The sequence below is a fragment of the Pseudomonas yangonensis genome (genome assembly GCF_009932725.1).
Classification (GTDB): Bacteria; Pseudomonadota; Gammaproteobacteria; order Pseudomonadales; family Pseudomonadaceae; genus Aquipseudomonas; species Aquipseudomonas yangonensis.
In genome coordinates, this window is record NZ_BLJU01000027.1 from 104,817 (window position 1) to 126,698 (window position 21,882).

Genomic DNA, 21,882 nt, shown 5'->3' on the forward strand with positions numbered 1-21,882 from the left:
ATAGTGGGAGGGGCTTTCGGCTTGGGCATCCTGCTTCGCTCTACCTCCTGCATCCCTGCAGTCGTAGCCGCGAGCAGCACTGCCGAAGGCCCCCTCCCATGGAGGTTTTGATTATCGGTCAGTGCGCGGAGGTGACGCCGCGCAGCACGGTATCGTTTGCCATGCGGCTGTGACCGGAGGCGATATTGCCCAGCGAGACCACGCCCACCAGGCGTTTCTCGCGATTGAGTACGGGCAGCCTGCGTACCTGAATGTCGGCCATGTTGGCGGCCACATGTTCGACATCTTCGTCATCGAAGCAATAGCGCACGTTGCTGCTCATCACCTGACGCACCGGGGTGTTGCCGTCCAGACCGGCGGCTACCGCGCGCACGGCGATGTCGCGGTCGGTGATCATCCCGATCAGGCGGTCGCCTTCGTTGATCAGCAGCGCGCCGCTGTCGATATCGGCCATCAGCGTGGCGGCCTCACGGATGCTGCGCTCGGGGTCGAGAGTGCGGACGTTACGAGTCATGATCTTGCTGATTTTCATCGGTGTCTCCTGTTGCAGTTGAGGGGCGAATGCCCATGGCGAACCGCGGCGAGCAGAGCACGGCGATTCAGGAATAGCGCACCAGGTGGTGCGGGTAGTTGCCTACCCGTGCGCCTACCACCATTTCGCTGACCCAGTCGATCAGGATGCGCGTGTAGGCTTGCTGATGGCGGTCCTCGCTGAGCCCATGGTCGGCGTCGGCCATGATGCGGTGGGTCAGCGAATGCGCCTTGTCGAAGGCACTGCGGTAACTCATCAGCGTGGTGTGCGGGACGAAATCGTCGTGCTCGGATTCCACCAGCAACACATCACCGTGAAATTCGGAACAGGCGGCCAGCGCCAGGTTGTCCTGCGGGCGCAGCGGTGTGCGGCGATACTCGGCCAGGCGGGCGACGTCCAGCTGACGCTTGGGCAGCTGCCATTGGTCATCCCAGTAGAGCGCTGGCACCCGCAGGGCCAGCCAGCGCACCGGGCGACGCACGCTCAGCAACGTGGCGAGATAGCCGCCATAGCTGGTGCCGATGACCGCGATGCACTCGGGGTCGACCGCTTCGTGCGCGGCCAGCAGGTCATAGGCGGCGAGAATGTCGGCCAGGTTGTCCTCTCGAGATACCTGCTCCTGCGCTTCGATGTTGCGTTCATGCCCGCGCAAATCGAAGGTCAGGCACACGCACCCCAGCCCGGCAATACCGCGGGCGCGCGCCAGGTCACGTTGCTGGCTGCCGCCCCAGCCGTGCACAAAAAGCACACCGGGAACCTTGTTGGGTGGCGTCACCAGGGTTCCGGCGATGTGCTGATCACCCACCAGAATGTCCAGGCCCTGACTGCAGGCACTCATAACGGCCCCACCTTGACGTATTTGGCCAACGGGCCGTCCTCACTGTCCTGACCTTGATACAGGCAAATGGAGCCTGCCGGCGGCGGTACATCCTGATAGAACTCATGGGTCGAGGCCTGCAGCGTTTGCAGCTGCGCGTCGTTCATGAACGCCTCCAGGGCGAAGATTTCCGCCGCACTGGCGCCACCGACGCGCCAGGATTGTTCCAGCACGCCGCTGCGAGACTGTCCCCGCGCATTCAATCCTTGAGCGACATCGTAGTTGCGCCGCGACGCCTGAATCGACGGGAAGACCTCCAGTGCCGCCAGCTCGAAGATGCGCGCCTGCTGCACGGCCAGGCGTACGGGGCGCGGAAGATCGAGAGTCATCAAAGCCAGATAGTCACCGCGCACCAGTGTCAGTCGCGAGCCGCCATAAACCTGGTTACCGTGACCGTCGTCGGTCAGCTGCTGGGTGCCGTGGTAACTCAGAGTTACCCCAGCCACACGGATCTGGCCGACGCTGAAGGTGCTGGGCTGTTGCAGGTCTTCTTCCAGCACCAGGCCCTGATCCGTCACACGGTCTTCATCGAGCGCCGCCAGCGCGTTGTCCAGCTCGGTGGGCGTCCGCACCACTTGCTGGCCTCGGCCGCCGGTACCGTCCACCGGTTTCAGGCGAATCGGCCCTTCGCGCAACAGGCGTTGCCCGGCCTCGGCAGCATCCTCCAGATCGAAGACGCTGAAGCCCGGTAAGGTGACGCTCTCGACTTGCTGGGCGAAACGTTCGGACCAGCCCACAGGCAGGTGGCGAGGGGCGTCGAGACTCGGGTGGCTGATGGCCTTGGTGGCGAGAAAGGCATGCTCGACCTGGCCGCCGAAGAAATCCTCCGGCCCTTCGATGCCCAACGAGCCGGCGTCGCCGACCAGGGTGTCCTCGGGCAGGAAATAGTGGCGCCCGCGAATCTGGGTGCCTGGCTGATGAGGCCCCAGGAAGGGGCAGCCGAGCAGCACGGCCAGCTTCTCGCCGAGCTGACGTTGCACCATGCGCTCATGGGTCATGTGTGGAACGGTGCCAGGTAGCAATAGCAGGCCGTTATAAGCAGCCATCATCGATCCCGCCAAGTGCCGCCGGCACTTTCGCAGTCGATACGCACCTGCTTCAGGTCGCCCGCCTGGTAATAGTGAGTGACCACCTTGGCCTGGTTGGGTACGGACGGGCGCGGCTCGCCCTGATCATCGTCACCGGAGCGGTAGTTGGCCAGGGTTTCCTGAGTCAGTGCGGCTTCGCATGTGCCCAGCTTGGCCTCGGCACAACTGGCCACCTTGCGTTGGTCGGTGTTGAGCATGTCATCGGCTTCGTTGTGACACGACCAGTCAATGGCGCCCTCGTCCGTGCCGGTGAATTCGTAACAGAACTCCTGCGCGACCTCGGCAATGGCATCGCTGGAAGTCCGGGCGCTGACGTAGCAGGCTTCGGCCAGGGCGTCGCCGGCTGCCAGCGCGCCGACCAGAAGGCCGGGAATGATGGCTCGCATGATTTTCTCCTCGACAATGGCGTTCTTGAGTTGTGAGGGGAGCCGCCAAGTCGAAGTTCAGGCTTTTTGATCAGTGGGTGCAGGGCAGAAAACCTGAACTCATGGACGCTGCGAAGGCCACAAAGAAAAGCCGAACCCATCGCTTCGGCTGTAATCAACGCGACGCGCGCGTAAGGGGATCGATATGAGCGAATCGCACGGCGAGACCGAAAGTGCCGTAACACAGTTCAAGGCGGCCATTCTGGCCAAGCTGCGCTACGCAGTGGGCAAGGACCCAAGTACCGCCTTCGACCATGACTGGTTCGAGGCATTGGCTCTGGCCACCCGCGACCACATGATCGACCGCTGGGAAGAATCCTCCGCTCAGGTCGAGCGCCAGGGCGCCAAGCGTATCTATTACCTGTCTCTGGAATTCCTGATCGGCCGGCTGTTGGTGGATAACCTGAGCAATCTCGGTCTGCTCGACACGGCCCGCCAGGCCATGGCCGAACTCGGTGTCGAACTCGAGCGCATCCGCGTTGTGGAACCGGATGCGGCGCTGGGCAACGGCGGGCTCGGCCGTCTCGCCGCCTGCTTCATGGAGAGCATGGCGACCCTGCGCCTGGCCGCTCATGGTTACGGCATCCGCTATGAACATGGCCTGTTCCGCCAGGCCATAATCGATGGCTGGCAGGCCGAACAGACCGAAACCTGGCTCGACTTCGGCAACCCTTGGGAATTCGAACGTCCGGAGGTGGCCTATCGCATCGGTTTCGGTGGTGGAGTGACGACTCTGGACGATGGCTCCGGTACCACACGGCTGCAGTGGCAGCCGCAGGAGACGGTGCGCGCCATTGCTTACGATACGCCGGTGGTGGGGTGGCGCGGCGCGTCGGTCAATACCTTGCGGCTGTGGCGTGCGCGCGCCGAAGAGGACCTGCAGCTGGACCGCTTCAACGCTGGCGATCATTTCGGCGCCGTAGCCGGAGAGGTCCGCGCTGAGAGTATCTCGCGCGTGCTCTATCCGGCCGACGATACCGAGGCCGGCCAGGAGCTGCGCCTGCGCCAGGAGTACTTTCTGGTCTCCGCCTCGCTGCAGGATCTGCTCGAGCGCCATTTGCGCCTGCACCAGGACCTGCAAAGGCTGCCGCAACACGTGGCGATCCAGCTCAACGATACCCATCCGGCCATCGCCGTGGTCGAACTGATGCGCCTGCTGGTGGATGAACATCGCATGCCCTGGGCACAAGCCTGGCAGCTGACGGTGGCGACCACCGCCTATACCAACCACACCCTGCTGCCGGAAGCACTGGAGTCCTGGCCGGTGGCGCTGATGGAGCGTCTGCTGCCGCGGCATCTGCAAATCATCTATCTGATCAATGCCGAACATATCGACGCGTTGCGCGCGAAAGACATTCACGACTTCCGTCTGCTGCGTGCTGTGTCGTTGATCGAGGAGGATCATGGCCGTCGCGTACGTATGGGCAACCTGGCGTTTCTCGGTGCGCACAGCATCAACGGGGTTTCCGCGCTGCATACCCGGCTGATGCGCGATACGGTGTTTCGCGACTTGCACCGGCTGTACCCCGATCGGGTGAACAACAAGACCAATGGCGTGACCTTCCGCCGCTGGCTGTTTCAGGTCAATCCGGGGCTTACTCATTTGCTGGTGGACGCCTTGGGCGAGCCCGTGCTGCAGCGCCCCGAGGAGCACCTCAGGGAGCTGGAGCCTTACGCCGAGCGTCAGGACTTTCGCGATGAGTACGCGCTATGCCGCCAGCGCAGCAAGGAAGCCTTGGCCGAGCGGGTGCGGCAACTGCTGGGGATCAATCTCGACACCACCGCCATCTTCGATGTGCACGTCAAACGCATTCACGAATACAAACGTCAGCTCCTCAACCTGCTGCATACCGTGGCCTTGTACCAGGCCATCCGCAACGATCCGACCACCGACTGGGCGCCGCGGGTGAAGATCTTCGCCGGCAAGGCAGCGGCCAGTTATCGCCAGGCCAAGCTGATCATCAAACTGGCCAATGACATCAGCCGCACCATCAATGACGATCCCACCGTACGTGGATTGCTCAAGGTGGTGTTCATTCCCAATTACAACGTCAGCCTGGCCGAATCCATCATTCCCGCGGCCGACCTGTCCGAGCAGATTTCCACTGCAGGACTGGAAGCCTCGGGCACTAGCAACATGAAGTTCGCCCTCAACGGCGCGCTGACCATCGGTACCCTGGACGGTGCCAACGTGGAAATGAGCGAGCAGGTCGGCGATGAGCATATGTTCATCTTCGGCATGACTGCCCAGCAGGTGGCTGCCCGTCAGCGCCTGGGCCTTGACATGGGCGACGTGGTCGCCGATTCCGAGCGGCTGGAGGCCGCGCTCGGCGCCATCCGGGCCGGCGTATTCTCGCCGGACGATCCGTCGCGTTACGTGGGGTTGGTCGATTCGTTGCTGTACGAAGACCGCTTCATGGTCTGCGCCGACTTCGATGCGTACTGGAAGGCGCAGCGCCATGTCGATCAACGCTGGCAGCGGCCCGAGCATTGGTGGCGTTCGGCTGTGCTCAATACCGCGCGCATGGGCTGGTTCTCCTCTGATCGCACCATCGCCGAATACGCCCGGGACATCTGGCAGGTGCCGCTGCCGCCTCGTGAAGGGGACTGAGGCCTGCAGCCGGTTCAACCTCTGCTGCTCAAGATGCGCAGCAGAGGTTGAACGGGTACTCAGCGCTGCACGCGGTGCGCGGGTGTCGTGCCGCTTTTCTTCGGGTGCAGGATGCGCGTGACCTGCACGTCGGTGAACTCATTGGGCCACTCGAAGGTGTGCAGGGCACTGAGGTAGTGGCGCGCCTGGTCTGGCGTGAGCTGCTCGCGGTCCGACTCGACTTCGACGCTGTGTGGCTGGTTATGCAGGATGTAGCTGATCAGATGCAGTGGCTTGGCCATGGTATGCCTCCGGTTTTGCTGAGTAATGTGTGATAGACCAGACCTTCACGCTCGCAAGTTCCCGCTATCCGCCAGATGGTGCTTCCCCGGGCCTGCTTATGCGCACCAGCCTCGCGCCTTGACCGGGTGGCGAAGGCACAGGCTGCGTCGGTACGGGCTTTACTGGCGCTAACCGGGCTGGGTTTCGGCCGTTTGCTCACCGCGCTTGCGCAGGGTTTTCGCGCGTTTCTCCAGCACCAGATAGGTGACGCTGGCCACCAGCAGCGGCAGCAGGTAATAGAGCACGCGATAGGCGAGCAGGGCGGCGATCAGGCTGGCCTGGCTGTACTGGTGTTGCAGCAGGGCGAGAAACACTGCTTCAAGCACGCCAAGTCCGGCAGGAATGTGCGCCACCACTGCCGCCATGCAACTGATCAGCAGCACGCCGAGCACGGAAGGGTAGGAGGCGCCGTCCGGCAGCAGCCAGAAGATCAAAGCCGCCATCAGCGCCCAGTTGCTGGCACCCAGGCACAGCTGCAGCAGCGCCATCTTCAACGAGGGCAGGGTGATCGCACGTTCGCGCAGGTGCCACACGCGTTGCCGGGCAAAGGCGCAGATGCCGATGTAGGCGCTTACCACCCCCAGCAGAGCGAATCCCAGCAATTGCAGGCCGGTGACGCCCAGCCCCCAGTTGTCGGGTAGCTGCACCAGGCGCAGGGAGAAGATCACTCCGGCCAACGCCATATAACCAGTCCAGTTGGTCAGCAGGCTGAGGCTGAGAATGCGCGTCACCGTCGAGGCGCTCAGGCCCAGACGCATGTACAGCCGGTAGCGCATGGCTACGCCGCCGATCCAGGTGGTGAAGTTGAGGTTGAAGGCGTAACAGACCATCGCCACCGGCATGACCTGACGCGCCGGCAACTGATGCCGGCTGTACCGGCGGCCGAGTAGGTCATAGCCGCTGAACACCACATAACTGGCGAAGGCGATCAGCACTCCAACCAGCAGAGTCTGTGCACTGTAATCACTGAGCGACTGGCGTACTTCGCCCCAGTCCAGATTGCGTATCAGCATGTACAGCAATGCCGGCACCGCCAGGAGGAAGAACAGGGTCAGTGCGCGTTTGCCCCAGCGCATCCAGGGGTTGTTCTGAGCACTGTTCATCCGGTTTTTTCCTCTTCGTAGCCGCTGACCTTTTCGGCAGGCTCCAGCGGTTTCAGTCTTTTGCGGTGCGCTGGCAGCCAGCCGGCGATAGCCGGGAAGCGGCGCAGAAAGTGAAAGCACAGGAACACAATCGGCGCGCGCCACCAGTAGCCGCGTATCACGCGTTCGAGCTCGATGCGTTTGCAGTGCGCGGCCGAAAGCTGGGTCAGGTGCTCGTAAAGGTACTGGTTGAACGGCCGGTCACGGATCACCAGGTTGGCTTCCAGGTTCAGCGCCAGGCTCAGTGGGTCGAGATTGCTCGAGCCCACCGTGGACCAGTCGTCGTCCACCAGCGCCACCTTGCCGTGCAGCGGGCGCTGGCAGTATTCGTAGACCACCACGTTGTGGCGCAGCAGGTAGTTGTAGAGCAGGCGAGAGAAGGCCTGAACCCAGCGCATGTCCGGCTGCCCCTGAAGGATCAGCGTTACCTCCACGCCGCGTTGCGCCGCGTTGCGCAAGGCGCGCAGCACGCGGTAACCGGGAAAGAAATAGGCGTTGGCGATTACCACGCGCTTGCGTGCGGATTCGAACGCACGCAGGTGTTCATCCTCGATATCGGTGGTGTGGCGCTCGTTGTCACGCTCGAGCAGCATCACCCGCGCATCGCCCATCGGCTTTCTGGAGGGTTGAGCAGGGCTCGGTTCGCTGACGGCAGGACGCAGCAGTCGCAGCATGGCCACGTGCAGATCGCTGACGACAGGGCCCATGACCTCGACGGCATAGTCCTGCTTGGCCATCTCGCCGAAGTCGCCGAGATGATCGGCCGAGTAGTTGATACCGCCGACGAAGGCGCGCTCACCGTCGATCACCACCAGCTTGCGATGCAGACGCCGGAACAGGTTGGTGCGCATGCCCAGGTGCCTTGGGCTGGGATCGAAGACATGGATCTTCACCCCTTCGCGGGTCAGCGCGGCGACGTACTCGTGCTGCAGGTCGGCGGTGCCGTAGCCGTCCACGGCAATGACCACGCGCACGCCGCGCCGCGCCGCCTCGATCAGCACTTGCTGCAGTTCGAGGCCGACCTTGTCCTCTCGGATGATGAAGGTCTCGAGCAACACTTCGATGCGTGCCGCGCGGATGCATTCGAACACGCGCGGGTAATAGCCTTCGCCATTGATCAGCAGGCGCAGCTGGTTGCCGTCTCGCCATATGCCGCTCACAGATGAATCTCCGCTGCCAGTGGCGCGTGGTCGGACAGATGCGACCAGGGCCGGGTAGACAACACCTGCGGCTCATGCGCCGTGGCGTTGCGGGTGTAGATACGGTCCAGGCGCAGCAGCGGCATGCGCGCCGGGAAACTGCGTGCAGGCTTGCCGTGGCGATGTTCGAAGGCTTCGCGCAGGCCGTGCGGTGCCAGCTGTTCGTCCGCACGCAGGCGCCAATCGTTGAAGTCGCCGGCAACGATCACCGGTGCGTCCGGGTCGAAAGTGGCCAGCAGGTCGAGCAGCAAGCCTATCTGCTGACGGCGATGCGCCTCACGCAGGCCCAGATGCACGCATACCGCGTGCACAGCGTTCTGCCCCGGCACGTCCAGGCGACAATGCAGCAGACCGCGCTGCTCGGTGCCGCTGACCGTCACGTCGAGGTTGTGGTGCTCGACGATGGGAAAGCGCGAGAGCAGGGCGTTGCCGTGGTCTCCGGCCGGGTAAACGGCATTGCGTCCGTAGGCGAACTGCGGCCACATGCTGTCGGCGAGAAATTCGTACTGCGGCACGCTGGGCCAGTCATGGAAGCGCTTGGCGTGCAGGGCATGATTGCCGAGCACCTCCTGTAGGAATACCAGATCGGACCCTGTGGCCTGCACGGCGCTGCGCAGCTCCGGCAGGATGAAACGTCGGTTGAGAGCGGTGAAGCCCTTGTGCGTGTTGATCGTCAGCACGCGCAGGCACTTGACCGGCGTCACGCGGTCGATGATCACCTCCGGTTTGGCAATGGTGTTGTTCATCTTCAGCCCCGCTCAGTCACAAGCTGCCGGGCTTCTTCGAGCGGGATTCGCCAAGCGGGTCGGCTTCGGCGATGGCGCGATCAAGAATCGCGCCGCTGTGCACGCGCTCTTCGCTGCCGTGGCTGGCGTCGTTCTTCGCCGGCTGCAACTGCACCTTGATCCAGCCGCTGTCACGCCGGTCGAAGGCCTTGAAGGCTTCGATGGCATCGCTCATGGGTTTGACCTGGGTGAGGATCTTCGCCGGGTCGATGCGACCGGCCTGGACCATCTCGATCAGCAGGGGGATGTAGCGGCGGTGGTTGCAGTTGCCCATATTGACGCTGAGGTTCTTGTTCATCGCCTGACCGATGGGAAACTCACGCGCCTGTTGCGGATAGACACCGATGATGCCCAGCGTGCCGGCCTTGGCCAGCGCGTCCACGGCCCATTGCAAGGCCTGCTCGGGGGCGTCGCCAGGTTGCCATTCATGACCTTCGGGCTGGCGTGGCGAGTGACCGTGGGCAGGGCACTGCGCGTCGACGCCTACCGCATCGATAGCACGATCCACGCCGATACCGTTGGTCAGGCGGCGCAGGGTTTCCACCGGGTCCTCACGGTCGAAGTTGATCACTTCGGCGCCCTGGCGGCGCGCCATGTCCAGACGGTCGTCGAGGTGATCGATGGCGAACACCCGCGCAGCGCCCAGCAGCTTGGCGCTGGCGATGGCGAACTGGCCGACCGGGCCGGCGCCGAACACTGCCACGGTGTCGCCGCTGCCGACTTCGGCCAGTTCGGCACCGAAGTACCCGGTGGGGAAGATATCGGAGAGCAGGATGGCCTGGTCGTCGCTGATCTCGCTGGGCAGCTTCACCAGGCCGATATTGGCGAAGGGAATGCGCGCCATCTCGGCCTGCAGGCCGTGGAACGCCCCGGTGATTTCCGGGCCGCCGTAAAAGGAGGTGCCGGCCTGTTTGCCGTTTGGGTTGGCCTCGTCGCATTGGGCGTAGTAGCCGGCGCGGCAATAGCTGCAGTTGCCACAGGCGATGGTGGAGGGCACCACGACGCGATCGCCGATGTTCAGATTGCGCACGTCACTGCCCAGCGCCTCGACGATGCCCACGGCTTCATGACCGAGGATGGTGCCCTTGCGCATGCCGCCGACAGTGCCGCGCACGAAATGCAGGTCAGTACCGCAGATGGCCGAGGCAGTGATACGGATGACCGCATCGGTACTGGCCTGCACCTCAGGCTCGGGTACGTCGTCCAGGCGAATATCGCCTATATCGTGGAATACCACTGCTTTCATGATTGTCTCCCGTTGTCGGTCAGATGCCGTGCGTATCGCTGTCGCAAGGCAGCTGCCATAGGGCACGCCCGTGCGCGCCAGAAAGAACGGCGCCACGGTTTACCCGACGTCTTTGTTTTTCGAGTCGACGGACAAAAGCAGGGTTCAGGCTTTTTTTCGGTTCTTCGTATAGCTTGGGGGAAGTGCGGGTTGAGATCGGACTGGCAATGTAAGTGTTAGCTGCCGATGACTGGGCACTATCCGTTAGCGCGCCGCCTGTCCTGATGGTTTCGCCCCTACGGGCGAGTCACTTTCTCTTGCTTGCCCAAGAGAAAGTAACCAAAGAGAAGGGCACCCCGACATCCGGGTTTCGCTACGCGAAACTTCCCTCGTTCCGGCGCTGCTCCGGGGGCCGGCTTACAAGGGCCGTCCATGGCCCTTTAAGCCTTTCGCCGCATCCATGCGGCTCATCCCCTACGCAACACCTCCACTCGGCCTCCTGACGGGGACTTGGGCGCCGTCTGTGAGATCGCGCTTCAAGAACAAAAGCCAAACGCTACCGACTTTGATCTTGTGGAGATCTCGCAAGCCCGCGAACTGGCCCCCTTCAGGAGGCCGAGTGGAATCGCCGTGGAAGAGGTTGAGCGACATGGATGTCGCGAGAGCTGTGATGGGCCAGGGATGGCCCTTCACAGCGTGCCCCTGGAACGGTGATGGAGCGAGGGAACCCCGGCGCAGCAGGGCGGGGGCGCCTAGCTCGTATGCAGGGGGTGTGTTTCTTTGCTTACTTTCTTTGCACAAGCAAAGAAAGTGAGTCGCCCGTAAGGGGCGAAACCCATCAGATCAGACGATCTCGCTAACGAAGAGTGCCAAGTCATCGGCAGCTAACACGTCATTGTCAGTCCGGTACAAGCGTATCCTCCCCGCGAGAACGCGAAAGAGCGTTTTCCTGCCTGCCATCCATGGCTGCGGTTTCAGCGCTGCAATTCCAGCAGTTGCAGAGAGCGGCCGGCCAGTTCCAGGGTTTCGCTGTACAGCGGACGCTGTTCACCGGCCTCGTCGGGACGATGGGTGTCGAGCAGGCAGATCCAGTGCTTGCCGCCGGCCACTTCCGGCAGTTGGAAACTGCGGCCGTCGTGATAGGCATTGAGCAGCAGCAACAGGGTGGCGTCGGCGCCGCTGCGCTTGATGCCGGTTGGCTGGGCGCGGCCGTCGAGCAGCATGCCCATGCAGCGCGCCTCGCCGTCGTGCCAGTGCGCCTCGGTCATTTCCTCGCCGCCGGGGGCCAGCCAGGTGACGTCCTTGACCCCCAGTTCCTCGTTGTAATGACCGACCAGAAAGCGCCCGCGACGCAGGATCGGGTAGCTGCGGCGCAGGGCGATCAGGCGTTGGCAGAACGCGGTCAGCGCCTGACCTTCCTCATTGATCGCCCAGTCGACCCAGCTCAGCTCGTTGTCCTGGCAGTAGGCGTTGTTGTTGCCGTGCTGGGTGCGGCCAAACTCGTCGCCGGCCAGCAGCATCGGGGTGCCCTGGGCGAACAGCAGGGTGGCCAGCAGGTTGCGCATCTGCTGCAGGCGCAGCTGGCGAATGTCCGGATCATCGGTCTCGCCCTCGCAGCCGTGGTTCCAGGAGATGTTGTGGTCGGTGCCGTCCTGGTTGTTCTCGTCGTTGGCCTCGTTGTGCTTGTGGTCGTAGGACACCACGTCGCGCAGGGTGAAGCCGTCGTGGGCGGTGATGAAGTTGACCGAGGCGAACGGCCGCCGGCCACGCTGGTTGTAAAGATCGCCGGAGGCGGTGAGGCGACTGGCCAGTGCAGCCAGCTCGCCTTCGTCGCCCTTCCAGAAGGCGCGCACGTTGTCGCGAAACTTGTCGTTCCATTCCGCCCAGCCCGGCGGGAAACCACCGACCTGATAGCCGCCGGGGCCGCAATCCCAGGGCTCGGCGATCAGCTTGACCTTGCTCAGCACCGGGTCCTGGCGACAGGCGACGAGAAAGCTGTGGCGCTCGTCGAAACCGTCGGCGTAGCGGCCGAGGATGGTCGCCAGGTCGAAACGAAAGCCATCCACGCGCATCTCGGTGGCCCAGTAGCGCAGCGAGTCGGTAACCATCTGCAGCACACAGGGGTGGCTGAGGTCCAGGGTGTTGCCGGTGCCGGTATCGTTGATGTAGTAGCGGCGCTCGTCGGGCATCAGGCGGTAGTAGCTGGCGTTGTCGATGCCGCGCATGCACAGGGTCGGGCCGCGTTCATTACCCTCGGCGGTGTGGTTGTAGACCACGTCGAGGATCAGCTCCAGACCCGCCGCATGCAGGTGGGCGACCATCTCCTTGAATTCGCTGATCTTGCCGCTGGCCAGATAGGCGGGGTGGGGCGCGAAAAAACCGATGCTGTTATAGCCCCAGTAATTGTTCATGCCCTTTTCCAGCAGATGCTGGTCATTGACGAACGCATGCACCGGTAGAAGTTCCAGACTGGAAATACCCAGCTCACGCAGGTAGCGCAGCACCTGCGGGTTGGTCAGCGCCGCGCAGGTGCCGCGGTGTGCGTCGGGCACCGCCGGATGGCGCATGCTCAGGCCGCGCAGATGTGCCTCGTAGATCACCGTGCTGTCCCAGGGGATGCGCGGCGGCGGTTGCTCGCCCCAGGTGAAGGCGGGGTCGATCACCTTGCACTTGGGCACGAAGGATGCGCTGTCGCGCTCGTCGAAACTGAGGTCGCCATCCGGGTCGCCTATGGTGTAGCCGAACAGCGCTTCCGACCACTGCAGTTTGCCGACCAGTTGCTTGGCATAGGGGTCGATCAACAGCTTGTTGGGGTTGAAACGGTGCCCGGCTTCCGGCTCGTAGGGGCCATACACGCGGTAGCCGTAGACCTGCCCGGGACGTGCATCGGGCAGATAGCCATGCCAGATCTCGTCGGTGTATTCCGGCAGTTCGATGCGTTCGATTTCGGTTTTGCCCTGTTCGTCGAACAGGCACAGCTCGACGCGCGTGGCATGCGCCGAGAACAGGGCGAAGTTGACGCCAAGCCCGTCCCAGGTGGCGCCCAGCGGAAACGGCCGGCCTTCGGTAACGCGGGAGCGCTGTTGCTTGCGCATGGTGGCGACCTCAGGCTTTCGGCGTTTTGGGCGTGCGGGGGGCACGGGGTTTCTTCAGCAATGCCGGCTGTTCGACTTCGCTCAGCGGCACCGTCTTCGGTTTGCTGATACGCCGCGGCTTGGGTGCGGCCTGGGTTTGGGCTTGCGCTTGCGCCTCGGCTTCGGCCAGCTTGCTGGCCATCTTCCAGTGCCGTTCGTGTTGGCCTTGGGGGCGGCCTTCGGACTCCCAGATCTGGAAGGCAAATTCGCGGATACGCTGTTCATCGATGCTCATGGCGTGGCTCCTTTGGTAACAGGGGTGATGCGAAGCAGGTTGAGCGGAAATTTGGCCAGTGCCGCGGCAAGCGCTATGCCCTGATCCGTGGCGACATGGCAGTCACCGAGCAGGTCCACGGCCTGTCGGGCATGCAGCTCTTCGGGCAGCACGACGGTGGTATTGCCCCAGCGTTGTGGCGGCACGTGCGGCACATCGTGCTCACCGAGAAGACCGGCGGCCAGCCGCGGCACGATGACCAACAGGTGTTCGTCACCCTGGCTGCGCAGGAACGCGAGTACCTGAGCGGCGTGCTCACCCCTGACGCTCAGCGGAAGATAGCTGCCCTGGCTGAACAGCTGCGGACGCTCGGCGCGCAGCGCCAGGGTGCGTCGGATCAGCCACTGCTTGATGCGTCCGTCCTGCCAATTGGCCAGTTGAGTTGCCGGCGCATCTTCGGCCTGCAGGGCTGCCAGTCGTGCGGGAAAGTCCACCGGACGGCGATTGTCCGGGTCGACCAGGCTGAAATCCCAGAATTCACAGCCCTGATAGAGATCGGGCACGCCGGGAGTGGTCATGCGCAGCAGGCATTGCGCAAGGCCGTTCAGGGCTCCGGCCGGCGCGATGGAGGTTACCGTGCTGACCAGTTCGCGACGCAGCGCCATGCCCTCGGGCTCGACCAGCAGGCGCTTGAGAAAGTCCGCGCAGGCATTTTCGTGCTCGTCATTCGGGGCGCTCCAGGCGCTATTGAGCTTGGCCTCGCGCAGCGCCTTGCGCTGCCATTCGAGCAGGCGCTGCAGGTAAGCGTCCAGGCCTGCGGCGTCGTCAGCCTGCAGCCCCAGCGGCCAGCTGCCGATCAGCGCCTGATAGAGAATCGCTTCTTCGCCGCCGTCCGGCGCCTGCTGCACATGGCCGCTGCGCAACGGTTGAGCGAGGCGCTGCCATTCCCGGACACGCTCGGCGTACCAGGCGGCACGTTCACTGAGCACCGCCAGGCGCGCGCGGCAGTCTTCGCCGCGCTTGTGGTCATGGGTGGCGGTGGCCAGCAGGTTCAGCGGGTGGTGGACCGCACGCTCGGCGCAGGCCTGATGAAAGTGCTCGATGCTGGCACTGAAATGCTCGGCATCGAAGCCGACGTCATAACGTGACAGCAGTATGCCGGCGCGATACAGCGCGGTATCTTCCACTGCCTTGGCCGCGGCCGGCGAGGTCAGCTGCTGGAAGCGCGTCAGCGCCTGGGCCCGCAGACGGCGCGCACGGCCGGGCGGCAGCGCGCGCAGGACGGCACCGCCAAGCCAGTCGTCGAGATGCGGCAGCAAGGGCCAGTCGGCTTCGGCCAGGGTCTGCCGTGCGCCGTCCAGCGCCTGCTGGAAGAAGCGCCGATCCTGCTGTGAGCGGCCACAGGCCTGGGCATAGGTGCGGTACACCGGAAAATGCACGATCAGCTCGCGCAGCGCGCGGCGGATCGCGCCCAGGGTCAGGTCGCGCGTATCGATGTCATGGCGGGCGACGTGCAGCAGGCGCTGGGCAACTTCTTCCAGATCACCGGCCAACGAGCCTTCCAGCACCAGGCGGCGTGCCTGCTGAATTTCCTCCTCGAACGCCGTCGGACGGCCACTGAGCGCTTGCCACAGTTCGCTGAGCGGCAGCTCGCCGTGCGGGTCGTGCTGCAACAGAGAAACCTGATTCATGAACTCGTAGCCGGTGCTGCCGTCCACCGGCCATTCCTGCGGCAGGTGTTCGCCTGCGCCGAGGATCTTCTCCACGAAAATGGGGAAGGGCGCGTCACCGCGCAGTTGCCGGACACGACGACGCAAACGGCTGCAATAGGCTCGCGGATTGGCCAGCCCGTCGATATGGTCGATGCGCAGGCCGTCTATCAGGCCGCGCTCGATCAGTTCGAAGACCTTGGCGTGGGTCTGTTCGAACACCTGCCGATTCTCGGCGCGCAGCGCGCCAAGCTCGTTGATATCGAAAAAGCGCCGCCAGTTGATGTCATCCGCGGCGGTACGCCAGCTGGCCACGCGGTAATGCTGACGCTCGAGCAGCGCGTGCAGGCGCTTCTGCGCCGCTTCGTCACTGCCCTGAAAGCCGGCCAGCAGGGAAGGCACCTTGTGCGCCTGAGCGGCCAGTTCTGCGCACAGTTGCTCGGCCTGTGCCCGGCTGGCGTCATCGTTGCCCAGACGGGCGAAGCGCTGGCCCAGTTCGCGCAGCGCGGCGTCGTCACTGCTGCGCAGGATGCTAGCGTAGCTGGAAGGGGTCAGCGGCAGACGATGCTCGAAGTGCTGCGCATGAAAGCGCCCGCGCTGCGCATCGAAGTGCAGCTCCAGGGTGCCGTCGCGCAGCGCCGAGCCGTAGTCGCTGCGCAGGAAGGGCACCAGCAGCTGGCCGCTGAGCAAGGGATCGTGGGATTGCCACTGAATATCGAAGAAGGCCGCATAGGGGCTGCCTTGCCCCCATTCCAGCACGTCCAGCCACCAGGGGTTGCCGTCGCCACCAACGGCCATGTGATTGGGCACGATATCCAGGATCAGCCCCATGTCATGGGCGCGCAGGGTGTTAACCAGCTGCACCAGTGCCTCTTCACCGCCCAGTTCGGGGTTGATCCGGGTCGGATCGATCACGTCATAGCCGTGTTGCGAGCCGGGACGGGCGGTGAGAATCGGCGAGGCGTACAGGTGGCTGATGCCCAGCTGTGCCAGATAGGGCACCTGAGCTGCAGCGTCGTGCAGGGTGAAATTCTGGTGTAGCTGCAGGCGCAACGTCGCGCGCAATTCAATCATTGCCAGCCTCCCGGCGTACGTCATCTAGGGTGGCCAGGCGCGCACTGGTGGCGGTTTGTTCAAGCAGTTCGCTAGCCGCCAGCGGATAGCGGCGGCGCCAGTTCGGGTGGATATCGCCAGGTCCGGGCAGGTTGGGTTGCTGCTCCAGGCCGCAGGCGTCCTCCAGCGGCAGCAGCGCCAGTGGCGCGGGGGTACGACCGACATGTTCTATGCAGGCTTGCAGACAGGCATCGTCATCACCGCCGGCCACCATGCCTTGACGTTCCAGCAGCTGGCGCAGCGCCACGCGCTCACCGGCACGCTCGGCGTGGTCGCCCTCAAGCAGTTCGGCGTCACGTTGGCCGGCGCGCACCCGCCACTCCAGATCGCGGCCGGCGAGCCAGCCCTTGATCGTCGGCAGGTCGTGGGTGGTGGTGGTCGCCAGGGCATCGTCGGGCCAGCGCTCGGCCGGGAAGAAGCCGAGGTCGTCCTGCTCGAACAGCAGCACTCGGGTACCGAGTATGTTGCGTGCGGCGAGCTTGTCGCGCAGCCCCTCGGGCACGGTGCCGAGGTCTTCGCCGATCACCAGTGCCTGATGGCGGTGCGACTCCAGAGACAGCAGGCGCAGCAGGTCGTCTAGCGGGTAGCGCAGGTAGGCGCCGTGTTGCGACTCCGCGCCCTGGGGGATCACCCACAGTCGCTGCAACCCCATCACATGATCGATGCGGATACCGCCGGCGTGTGCCAGGTTGGCTTGGAGCATTTCGATAAAGGCGCGAAAGCCGTGCTGACGCAGGCCCTGCGGCGAGAAAGCGGCGACGCCCCAGTTCTGCCCCTGGCGATTGAGCACGTCTGGCGGGGCACCGACCGTGACTCGCGGCAGCAGTTCGTCCTGGCGCGACCAGGCCTGGCTGCCGGCGCAGTCGGCGCCCACCGCCAGATCGGCGATCAGGCCGATGCCCATACCGGCGCCGCTGGCACTGGCCTGGGCCGTTTCCAGGCCGTGGGCGATCAACCATTGGCAAAAGGCATGAAAGCCCAGCTCATCGGCATGCTCGAGGGCGAAACGGGTCACCGCGCCCTGAACCGGGTTGCGCAGGGTATCGGGCCAGGTACGCCAGTCGCCGCTGGCGCCATCGCGCAGGCGCTGCGCATGGATGGCCTCGAAGCAGCAATGTTGCTCGAGAGCTTCGCCGCCAGCTGCGCGAAATGCGTCGAAACGCGTTTGCAGCTGCCCGGGGTTCTGGCAGAAGTCCGCGTACAACTGGCGCAACAGACGCTGACGGGTGGCAGCCGCGGCGGGCCAGTCGATCAGCTCCAGTGACTCCAGGCGCGTCATTTCGCGGTGCACCCCGGCGGCCTGTATGGCGCGTCTGACGCGCTCCTCACCCAGCAGGGTGACCGGGGCGGCGTACAGCGTATTGAAGAACAGGCGGCTGGACGGCGAGTAGGGGCCGTAACTGTGCAGATCGGCGCTGAATTGCGCGTGCACCGGGCTCAGGCCAATGGCATCGGCACCGTGATTGGCTGCATGCTTGGCCAGGTCGGCCACCGCCAGGGTATCGCCCAGCCCGCCGTCGCCAGCGCGGCGCAGGCCATAGAGCTGGGCGGTCAGCCCCCAGATGCGTGGTTTGCCGCACAGCTCCTGCACCGACATGCAGGCCTGGGGGGCCACCGCAAGCGCGTGCCGAGTGTCGCGAATTTCCAGCTGGTAGTAACCAGGCTGCTGCTGGCCCGGCAGGCGACCATCCTGATCGAGTCGCCCCTCGCTGACGTTGCCTTGCTCGTCGGTCAGCCGGTAGGGGCTCTCGGCCGGGTATAAGGCGAGGGCCAGTGGCTGGCCCTGGTCCTGCAGGAGCAGGTTGGAATCTTCCGGCACATGCTGGCGGTGCACCAACGAGGTCAGGCTTTCACGCAGCTGTTCGGGGCTTTGCGCGGGGTAGCCCAGCGCTTCCAGCAGGTTGCGTTGCGCCTCCGGAGTGACGCGTTGCGGCTGGCCATAGGCATCGATCCAGTCGACGCTGATCTCCGCAGCCTGAGCCAGTTCGGCCAGTAGTTGATCGCTCATCGGGCGGGCTCCAGGGTGACCAGGACGCTGCGCGGCGGCAGTTGCGCCTGGCGTAGGTCGGCATCGTCGATTCGCAGCGTGTACAGGCGCTCGCCGTGCATGGCATCTGCAGGCAGGGACACGGCGCTGCTGCCCAGATTGATGGCGATGTTCAGCGCTGGCCCGTTGCCCAGCCGCCAGCGCGCCAGCACGGCGCCGTCGCCCAGTACCTGTGCGCCGAGGCTGCGCGCTTCCCGCAAGCCCGGCAGCAAGCGGCTGTGGCGCACCTGCAGAAGGCCGCGATAGAAGGCCAGCCACTCACGTTGCTCGGGCTCCAGCGCCGGTGCCAGGTCCGGCTGCGAACGCTGAAAGCTGGCCTCGGCATTGGGATCTGCGATGGCCTCGCGGCTGTGCGCGGAATTGAACTGGGAGAAGTCGGCGAACTCGTTGCGCCGCCCTTCGCGCACGGCATTGGCCAATTCATCGTGGTAATCGGTGAAGAACAGGAACGGTCGCTTGCTGCCCCATTCCTCTCCCATGAACAGCAGCGGCACCATCGGGCACAGCAGCATCAGCACCGTCGCGGCCTTGAGCGCGTCGCTGTCGGCGAGCAGCGTCAGGCGTTCGCCAAAGGCGCGGTTGCCCACCTGGTCGTGGTTCTGGAGAAACAGCACGAAAGCATGCGGTGGCAGATCGGCACTGGGCTCGCCGCGTGGCTGGCCGTGACGATTGGCCTGGCCCTGATAGACGAAGCCCTGCTCCAGGCAGGTGGCCAGCTTGCGCGTCGGCGCCTGGGCGTAATCGGCGTAGTAGCTTTCGTTCTCGAAGGTGAGCAGCGCATGCAGGGTGTTGTGGCCGTCGTCGTTCCACTGCGCATCGAAGCCATCGCGCAACAGATGCGCGGCGTTGTGCTCGTTCTCCAGCACCAGGTGAACCTGGCGTTGTTGCGGCACTGCCGAGCGCACGCGCGCTGCCAGCTCCTTGAGAAAGTCGTCATCGTCGATGGCGTGCACGGCATCCAGGCGCAGGCCGTCGACGCGATAATCCAGCAACCACATCAGGGCGTTTTCGCAGAAGAAGTCGCGCACCTGCGGTCGGCTGAAATCAATGGCCGCGCCCCAGGGCGTGATGCGCTCCTCGTGGAAGAACTGCCGCGCGTAAACGCCCAGATAATTGCCGTCGGGGCCGAAGTGGTTGTAGACCACGTCGACGAACACCATCAGGCCATGGGAATGGGCGCTGTCGATCAGCTGCTTGAGTTCTTCGGGCGTGCCGTAGGGGTTGGCCGGGGCGAAAGGCAGCACACCATCGTAGCCCCAGTTGCGCGCCCCGGAGAAGGCATTGAGAGGCATCAGCTGCAAGGCGGTGACGCCCAGATCGGCCAGGTGCGGCAGATGCTCGATGACCTGTTGGAAACCTCCGGACAGGCCCACGTGTAGTTCGTACAGCACTGTCTCGTGCCAGGGGCGACCGTTCCACTCAGGGTGATGCCAGAGGTAGGCCGAATGGTCGACCACCTGGCTGAAACCATGCACGTCCTCGACCTGTCGGCGCGAGGCCGGATCCGGAACCGACCACTGACCGTCGATACGGTAGCGATAGCGGGTATCGGCCGGGCACTCCAGCAGTGCCACGAACCAGCCGTCTTCCTGCGCCTGCATCGGTTGCAACCCACCGTCCTGCAGTTCCACATCCACTTGGCTGCTGCTGGGCGCCCAAAGGGCGAAGCGCACGCGTCCATCGGCCAGTGGCCGGGCTCCATGGCTGTACATCAACGCAGGGCCCGACGGGCGCTGACCTGGCTCAGCAGGCTCTGGAACAGCCGGTCATACGGCTGCACCGACTGCCGCCAGTAGAGCGGTGAACGCATCGCCTGGCAGCGCATGGCCTCCAGCAGTTCGGGGTGCTCGAAGACCTGCAGCGCGCGGTCGATGGCTTCGCGGTAAGCATCGGCGTGCGGGGCATCGAAGAGAAAGCCGTTGACGCCGTCCTCGATGGTGTCGGCCAGACCGCCGGTGCAACGCGCGATGGGCAGCGAGGCATAACGCTGGGCGTACATCTGGCTGAGGCCGCAGGGCTCGAAGCGCGAAGGCATGAGCAGGAAATCGCTGCCGGCATACAGACGCCGCGCATCGCTCTCGTTGAATCCGATATGCACCCCGATGCGACCAGGGTGACGCCGGCCGAGCTCCGCCATGGCGGCTTCCAGCGCCGGCTCGCCCTGGCCGATCACGCCGATGCGCCCGCCGCGGGCAACGATGTGCTCGGCCACTTCCAGGGTCAGATCTATACCTTTCTGCTGCACCAGGCGCGACACCACTGCGAACAGGGGGCCGTCGGCGTCGAGATTCAGCCAGCGCTGAACGTACTCGGTATTGGCCTGTTTGCCGGCCCAGTCACCTGCACTGAAACCCTGCTGCAGGTGCGGGTCACTTTCGGGCTGCCAGCTTTCGTCGATACCGTTGGCGATGCCGCTGAGCTGATTGGCCAGTACCTTGGCCCGCAGCAGGCCGTCCAGGCCGCAGCCCTGTTCCGGCGTGGTGATTTCCCGGGCGTAGCGGCGGCTCACTGTGGTCACGTGCTGGGCGTAGGCGATACCGGCCTTGAGGAACGACAGCTGGCCATAGAACTCCAGGCCGTCGACGCCGCAGGCAGACTCGGGTATTGCCAGCTCACTGGCGCAGCGCATGTCGCACAGCCCCTGATAGGCCAGGTTGTGAATCGTCAGCACCGCCGGCGCGCTGGCCTGGCGCCAGGCCATGTAGGCCGGAGCCAGCGCCGCGGGCCAGTCGTTGGCGTGTACCAGATCCGGACGCCACTGGATGCCGGCATCGCCGGTGGCGATTTCCGCGGCGGCCAGGCCGAGGCGGGCGAAACGAATGTGGTTGTCGGCCCAGTCGCGTCCCTGTGCATCGACGTAGGGCGAACCGTCGCGCTCGTACAAGGCGCTGTTGAGCAGTACGTAGACGATCAACCCATCGGCCAGATCCATGCGCCCGATCTGGCAGGGCGGCAGGGCGGCCACGCCTGGCAATTGCCCTACGATGCGGATCGGTCGACCGCTCTCCACGACCTTGCGATAGCCGGGAATCAGCAGGCGCATGTCGTGTTGTGGCGACAGCGCGCGAGGCAGCGCGGCCGAGACGTCGCCCAGCCCGCCGCACTTGATCAGGTCGGCGAACTCCGAGGTGACGAACAGCACGCGCTTGCGCTCGGGATGCTCGCTGTGCATCTGCAGGGGAGGCTTGGCGGCGGCGCAGAACGTGGGTGTGGACGGAATATGTGCGGAGGCTGCAGCACTTGCCATGTCTCTCTCCAATTGGGGTGAACCTGAGGACGACTCGCCTGCTTGGCGAGGGCCTTTGGAGGAGCGCGATGAACATGATCGGAAATCTCCCCCGTACCCTTTTCCTGACGGGGCGACTGCGACAAAGGTTCGACCTTTTTTTAACAGGCAAGCGCAACGTGAAACATTGAACTTAACGCACGGCTGACGCTTCCACAGAGCTCACGGTTAGCG

Annotated in this window: 16 protein-coding genes; 1 reads left to right on the forward strand and 15 read right to left on the reverse strand. The window is 64.4% G+C overall.

Annotated elements, in window-relative coordinates:
* Positions 1-118 precede the first annotated feature (118 nt).
* The 4 genes from GYB81_RS22430 to GYB81_RS22445 all read right to left on the reverse strand — a co-directional run bounded on the left by GYB81_RS22430 (position 119) and on the right by GYB81_RS22445 (position 2,883).
* Complete coding sequence (locus GYB81_RS22430; protein ID WP_161866860.1) at positions 119-532, reverse strand: CBS domain-containing protein; 414 nt, start codon at positions 530-532, stop codon at positions 119-121.
* Positions 533-599: 67 nt separating this feature from the next.
* A complete protein-coding gene (locus GYB81_RS22435) occupies positions 600-1,370 on the reverse strand; it encodes an alpha/beta hydrolase family protein (RefSeq protein ID WP_161866861.1) in 771 nt (256 codons plus the stop codon).
* Positions 1,367-2,455 (reverse strand): DUF3182 family protein, encoded by a 1,089-nt coding sequence (locus tag GYB81_RS22440; RefSeq protein WP_161866862.1) that lies wholly within the window; start codon positions 2,453-2,455, stop codon positions 1,367-1,369. Before GYB81_RS22440 ends, GYB81_RS22435 begins: the two co-directional genes overlap by 4 nt.
* Complete coding sequence (locus GYB81_RS22445; RefSeq protein ID WP_161866863.1) at positions 2,455-2,883, reverse strand: hypothetical protein; 429 nt, start codon at positions 2,881-2,883, stop codon at positions 2,455-2,457. Before GYB81_RS22445 ends, GYB81_RS22440 begins: the two co-directional genes overlap by 1 nt.
* Positions 2,884-3,067: 184 nt before the next feature.
* On the opposite strand from GYB81_RS22445, the gene GYB81_RS22450 reads away from it, so the two are divergent.
* Entirely contained in the window at positions 3,068-5,533 is a 2,466-nt protein-coding gene (locus tag GYB81_RS22450; protein WP_161866864.1) for a glycogen/starch/alpha-glucan phosphorylase, read from the forward strand.
* Positions 5,534-5,592: 59 nt separating this feature from the next.
* On the opposite strand, the gene GYB81_RS22455 is transcribed toward GYB81_RS22450, so the two are convergent.
* The 11 genes from GYB81_RS22455 to glgA form a co-directional block, all read right to left on the reverse strand.
* Positions 5,593-5,814, reverse strand: a complete 222-nt coding sequence (locus tag GYB81_RS22455) for a hypothetical protein (RefSeq protein ID WP_161866865.1) — start codon at positions 5,812-5,814, stop codon at positions 5,593-5,595.
* Positions 5,815-5,982: 168 nt separating this feature from the next.
* Positions 5,983-6,957, reverse strand: coding sequence for a lysylphosphatidylglycerol synthase domain-containing protein (locus GYB81_RS22460; protein ID WP_161866866.1), 975 nt, complete (start codon positions 6,955-6,957; stop codon positions 5,983-5,985).
* Entirely contained in the window at positions 6,954-8,156 is a 1,203-nt protein-coding gene (gene clsB / locus GYB81_RS22465; protein ID WP_161866867.1) for a cardiolipin synthase ClsB, read from the reverse strand. Before clsB ends, GYB81_RS22460 begins: the two co-directional genes overlap by 4 nt.
* Positions 8,153-8,941 carry an endonuclease/exonuclease/phosphatase family protein gene (locus tag GYB81_RS22470; protein WP_161866868.1) on the reverse strand — a complete coding sequence of 263 codons (789 nt, stop codon included), beginning with the start codon at positions 8,939-8,941 and terminating at the stop codon, positions 8,153-8,155. Before GYB81_RS22470 ends, clsB begins: the two co-directional genes overlap by 4 nt.
* Before the next feature lie 16 nt (positions 8,942-8,957).
* On the reverse strand, positions 8,958-10,226 hold the full coding sequence (locus GYB81_RS22475; RefSeq protein ID WP_161866869.1) for a zinc-dependent alcohol dehydrogenase: 1,269 nt from the start codon (positions 10,224-10,226) through the stop codon (positions 8,958-8,960).
* Between the two features lie 953 nt (positions 10,227-11,179).
* Positions 11,180-13,300, reverse strand: a complete 2,121-nt coding sequence (glgX, locus tag GYB81_RS22480; protein ID WP_161866870.1) for a glycogen debranching protein GlgX — start codon at positions 13,298-13,300, stop codon at positions 11,180-11,182.
* A 10-nt stretch (positions 13,301-13,310) separates the two neighbouring features.
* Positions 13,311-13,574 (reverse strand): DUF2934 domain-containing protein, encoded by a 264-nt coding sequence (locus tag GYB81_RS22485; RefSeq protein ID WP_161866871.1) that lies wholly within the window; start codon positions 13,572-13,574, stop codon positions 13,311-13,313.
* Positions 13,571-16,336 (reverse strand): malto-oligosyltrehalose synthase, encoded by a 2,766-nt coding sequence (locus GYB81_RS22490; protein WP_161866872.1) that lies wholly within the window; start codon positions 16,334-16,336, stop codon positions 13,571-13,573. The genes GYB81_RS22485 and GYB81_RS22490 overlap by 4 nt, the downstream gene beginning before the upstream one ends.
* On the reverse strand, positions 16,329-18,383 hold the full coding sequence (malQ, locus tag GYB81_RS22495; RefSeq protein WP_161866873.1) for a 4-alpha-glucanotransferase: 2,055 nt from the start codon (positions 18,381-18,383) through the stop codon (positions 16,329-16,331). The genes GYB81_RS22490 and malQ overlap by 8 nt, the downstream gene beginning before the upstream one ends.
* Complete coding sequence (treZ, locus tag GYB81_RS22500; RefSeq protein WP_178101870.1) at positions 18,380-20,134, reverse strand: malto-oligosyltrehalose trehalohydrolase; 1,755 nt, start codon at positions 20,132-20,134, stop codon at positions 18,380-18,382. Before treZ ends, malQ begins: the two co-directional genes overlap by 4 nt.
* Positions 20,134-21,669 carry a glycogen synthase GlgA gene (glgA, locus tag GYB81_RS22505; protein ID WP_161866874.1) on the reverse strand — a complete coding sequence of 512 codons (1,536 nt, stop codon included), beginning with the start codon at positions 21,667-21,669 and terminating at the stop codon, positions 20,134-20,136. Before glgA ends, treZ begins: the two co-directional genes overlap by 1 nt.
* Positions 21,670-21,882 lie beyond the last annotated feature (213 nt).

Bases quoted from the DNA above. Each gene is read 5' to 3' on its own strand.
- glgX (WP_161866870.1), bottom strand. From the start codon at position 13,300: ATGCGCAAGCAACAGCGCTCCCGCGTTACCGAAGGCCGGCCGTTTCCG.
- GYB81_RS22475 (WP_161866869.1), bottom strand. From the start codon at position 10,226: ATGAAAGCAGTGGTATTCCACGATATAGGCGATATTCGCCTGGACGAC.
- GYB81_RS22430 (WP_161866860.1), bottom strand. From the start codon at position 532: ATGAAAATCAGCAAGATCATGACTCGTAACGTCCGCACTCTCGACCCC.
- GYB81_RS22435 (WP_161866861.1), bottom strand. From the start codon at position 1,370: ATGAGTGCCTGCAGTCAGGGCCTGGACATTCTGGTGGGTGATCAGCAC.
- GYB81_RS22450 (WP_161866864.1), top strand. From the start codon at position 3,068: ATGAGCGAATCGCACGGCGAGACCGAAAGTGCCGTAACACAGTTCAAG.
- GYB81_RS22455 (WP_161866865.1), bottom strand. From the start codon at position 5,814: ATGGCCAAGCCACTGCATCTGATCAGCTACATCCTGCATAACCAGCCA.
- GYB81_RS22485 (WP_161866871.1), bottom strand. From the start codon at position 13,574: ATGAGCATCGATGAACAGCGTATCCGCGAATTTGCCTTCCAGATCTGG.
- GYB81_RS22460 (WP_161866866.1), bottom strand. From the start codon at position 6,957: ATGAACAGTGCTCAGAACAACCCCTGGATGCGCTGGGGCAAACGCGCA.
- GYB81_RS22470 (WP_161866868.1), bottom strand. From the start codon at position 8,941: ATGAACAACACCATTGCCAAACCGGAGGTGATCATCGACCGCGTGACG.
- GYB81_RS22490 (WP_161866872.1), bottom strand. From the start codon at position 16,336: ATGATTGAATTGCGCGCGACGTTGCGCCTGCAGCTACACCAGAATTTC.
- glgA (WP_161866874.1), bottom strand. From the start codon at position 21,669: ATGGCAAGTGCTGCAGCCTCCGCACATATTCCGTCCACACCCACGTTC.
- GYB81_RS22445 (WP_161866863.1), bottom strand. From the start codon at position 2,883: ATGCGAGCCATCATTCCCGGCCTTCTGGTCGGCGCGCTGGCAGCCGGC.
- treZ (WP_178101870.1), bottom strand. From the start codon at position 20,134: ATGTACAGCCATGGAGCCCGGCCACTGGCCGATGGACGCGTGCGCTTC.
- malQ (WP_161866873.1), bottom strand. From the start codon at position 18,383: ATGAGCGATCAACTACTGGCCGAACTGGCTCAGGCTGCGGAGATCAGC.
- GYB81_RS22440 (WP_161866862.1), bottom strand. From the start codon at position 2,455: ATGGCTGCTTATAACGGCCTGCTATTGCTACCTGGCACCGTTCCACAC.